The 3,075-nt window shown below is 46.4% G+C and carries 4 protein-coding genes; 1 reads left to right on the forward strand and 3 read right to left on the reverse strand.

Annotation, left to right across the window (positions count from 1 at the left end; translation table 11 throughout):
• Positions 1-361 (forward strand): hypothetical protein (locus H6F50_RS08020; protein WP_190428190.1); only part of this gene is annotated, 361 nt, incomplete at its 5' end.
• Between the two features lie 29 nt (positions 362-390).
• Here the strand turns inward: H6F50_RS08020 and H6F50_RS08025 are convergent.
• Genes H6F50_RS08025 through H6F50_RS08035 form a run of 3 tightly spaced genes read right to left on the reverse strand, consistent with a single transcriptional unit; the run spans position 391 to position 2,921 of the window.
• Complete coding sequence (locus H6F50_RS08025) at positions 391-1,851, reverse strand: RtcB family protein (protein ID WP_190428191.1); 1,461 nt, start codon at positions 1,849-1,851, stop codon at positions 391-393.
• 47 nt (positions 1,852-1,898) lie between these two features.
• Positions 1,899-2,711 (reverse strand): lycopene cyclase domain-containing protein, encoded by an 813-nt coding sequence (locus H6F50_RS08030; protein WP_190428192.1) that lies wholly within the window; start codon positions 2,709-2,711, stop codon positions 1,899-1,901.
• 15 nt (positions 2,712-2,726) lie between these two features.
• On the reverse strand, positions 2,727-2,921 hold the full coding sequence (locus H6F50_RS08035; protein WP_190428193.1) for a hypothetical protein: 195 nt from the start codon (positions 2,919-2,921) through the stop codon (positions 2,727-2,729).
• Between the last annotated feature and the right edge of the window lie 154 nt (positions 2,922-3,075).

Raw genomic sequence — 3,075 nt, forward strand, 5'->3', positions numbered from 1 at the left:
TGGATGGACTAGAGCTGGAGACAATTACGGCAATAATGTGAAAGTTGAGAATTCCAAAACGTATACGGTCAAGTGCGAAAATGACGACGGCTGGTATTGGCAGCCGAGTCGAGGGCATCCGACATTAAGAATGTATTACAGAGGTTTTTTGCAACGTGGCTATACTTTCGAGTTTAGGTTAGATGAATATCCCGATCTTCTTGATTCTATTGACTGGGCTACTTGGGATTTTCTGGGTAATTTAGTGTTTGCCAAACAAGGAACGCTCTACAAATATAAGCTTAGTGACTTCAAAAAAGGTAAGCCCAGCTTTTGTAAAGATTTGGAATTTTTAGAGCAACCTAAAAAGCCAGAAATTTAGGAAGCGATCGCTTAAATGCTAAACCTTCTTTATCCTTTAATATTGCCAATCGGTGTCAACCGCACCACCTTTTTGCTAATTCCCGCTAACTCAGCCGCTTCAATCACATCATCGATGTCTTTGTAAGCTGCACCCGCTTCTTCCGCTAGTCCGGACATTGAGGTACTGCGGACATATATGCCCTTCTTCTGCATATCCTTCAGGAGTGTTTCTCCCTTCCAAGCTTTTCGCGCCTTGGTACGACTCATTGTGCGTCCGCTTCCGTGTGCAGTGCTGAAGAAAGTTTGGTCGCCAGTCGGTACGCCGACTAATAAATAAGATCCGGTTTCCATACTGCCGCCAATGATAACCGGCTGACCAATATTCTTGTAGCGTTCCGGAATATCTGCCATTCCCGGTGCAAAAGCTCTGGTTGCACCTTTCCGATGGACGAGGAGCGATCGCTTTTTCCCATCCACAATATGACTCTCTAGCTTGGCGGTATTGTGTGCCACATCATAAACCATGTGCATCCCCAAGTCTTCCGCGGAACGTTCAAAGATTTCCGAAAATACTTCGCGGATGCGATGCAGAATCACTTGACGATTGGCATAAGACATATTGATGCCGCATTTCATCGCCGAAAAATAGGCTTGTCCTTCCGGAGAATCAAAGGGCGCACAAGCTAATTCTCGGTCAAGTATTTTAATTCCATACTTGCTATCCATTACCTTTAAAAATCTTTGCAGATAGTCAGTTGCCACCTGATGACCAAATCCCCGACTACCACAGTGGAACATTACCACCACCTGATCCGGCATGGTAATTCCCATCGTCTTGGCTAACTCTGGATCGAAAATATCTAGCTTTCGCGCAACTTGAATTTCTAAATAATGATTGCCAGATCCTAAAGTTCCAATTTGATTGAAACCCCGGTCAATTGCCTTGTCACTAATCTTTGCAGAATCAGCACCTTTAATGCAGCCGTTTTCTTCAATGAGTTCTAAATCTTCTTTCCAACCATAGCCATTATTAACGCACCACTGAGCGCCTTGTTCGACTACTTTGCGAAAGTCATTCCGCGATAATTTCACAAAGCCACTGCTTCCTACTCCAGCCGGAACCCTTTCATAGAGCCTATCTACCAGCTTTTTGATATAAGGTTTGACTTCATGGTAGGTAAGGTTTGTAACCATCAAGCGCATTCCGCAATTGATATCAAAACCGATACCGCCGGGGGAAATCACGCCCCCCTTTTCCACATCCATCGCCGCCACGCCACCAATGGGAAAACCATAGCCAAAGTGTCCGTCAGGCATACACATCGCATATTTGGTGATTCCTGGCAGCGTCGCTACATTCGTAACTTGGTCGTAAACCGCTTCATCTAATTCGGAAATTATCTTTTGTGTTCCATAAATCCGGGCGGGAACGCGCATCCCTTCCTTGTAGGAAACCGGAATTTCCCATACCGTGTCAGAAATTTGTTCTAAAAATTCCTTAATAGGCATCTCGGTTTTACTCCTAAAAGGTGACGTGGAAAATAGAGGCAACCATCTCAAACCGTATCGTTTCCAGGCTCTACCTGAGCAAGAGCTTTTGGAAGTTCTGGTCGCCCATTATTGAGAATGGGGAAAGAGATTAGTGGTAGAAGCGATCGCATCTTCCCCACCAATAGAAACAGTAAAAGTCCTTGCACCACTAGCAGGTTCGTGATTAAAAAGAATGTCGCCTCTTCAATCGGCAACCCAAACGGCTTAAATCCAGTGCTATAGGTCTCAGAAATGCTCCAAATGCTCTGTCCGATGGCAATGCGGTCGGCTATCCACAGGTAAACTGTGGGGATCAGAGTGCCAATCAGCCAAGCATCTTTTCTCGCCCAGAGTTGCTTTGCTCCAACTCCCCACTGTAGCGCCAGTATGGGGCATGCCCAAGCTAAAATTAGCCCCATGTACACAGTCTTCTCCGACTGCAACATGAAAGCTCCCGCAATGCTGAGAACGAGCCAGAAAACGATGCCAGATGCTCGCAGCCAAGGAGAATCCTCCTCCTGTGCTGGCTCAGTTGTGAGAGGAAATAGCCAGTACAGCCACAGACCCGTTAGGAGTGGCTGAAGGATGAAGAATAAATATTCTTCAATGGGTACGTAGCCAATCGTACCTACCACGCGATCCGTGCCGTAGTGCCACACGCCGCGCCAAACCAGGTAATTATCCCACGGTGTCGTATAAATCAGGGCAATCAGCGCAATCAGGGGTAGCCCTAACCACGCTCTGATTCCTCCGATACCAGCCAGAGGTTGGCGCTGAAGCCATGCTAGGAAGAGGAGTGGTGGCAGGATAAAGACAAGGTGAAATGCGAAGTAGCTCATCTTGCTAGCAATACTTTAAACATTAATGATGCCGAAGTAAAAGCCAAAAAACAGCAACAGAATCGCCAGAGCCGCTAGCGTCACGCTGATGCGAAATGCCTTCGGAGGCAAGTCTTCAGAGGTAATTACACTATCTCGTTGTACCTGAGTAATTGGCTTGGAGTTCTTGTCTGCCGGTTTTTGGGATGGATTAGTTTCTGTTGGTTCCATAGACTTTTTTTGCGTTCTGCATGACTTGCCTGCTGTCTATATTGGAGAAACCGCTCTCAGCTTACCTCGTTCTTAAGAACTACCTTCGTGCGGGGTAGCGTTCTGCCAGAGGAGTTAGCCCTCATAAAGTTGGCTTGTAATTAGGAATACACGC

The sequence above is a fragment of the Coleofasciculus sp. FACHB-712 genome (assembly GCF_014695635.1).
Taxonomy (GTDB): Bacteria; Cyanobacteriota; Cyanobacteriia; order Cyanobacteriales; family FACHB-T130; genus FACHB-T130.

Bases quoted from the DNA above. Each gene is read 5' to 3' on its own strand.
- H6F50_RS08025 (WP_190428191.1), bottom strand. From the start codon at position 1,851: ATGCCTATTAAGGAATTTTTAGAACAAATTTCTGACACGGTATGGGAA.
- H6F50_RS08030 (WP_190428192.1), bottom strand. From the start codon at position 2,711: ATGAGCTACTTCGCATTTCACCTTGTCTTTATCCTGCCACCACTCCTC.
- H6F50_RS08035 (WP_190428193.1), bottom strand. From the start codon at position 2,921: ATGGAACCAACAGAAACTAATCCATCCCAAAAACCGGCAGACAAGAAC.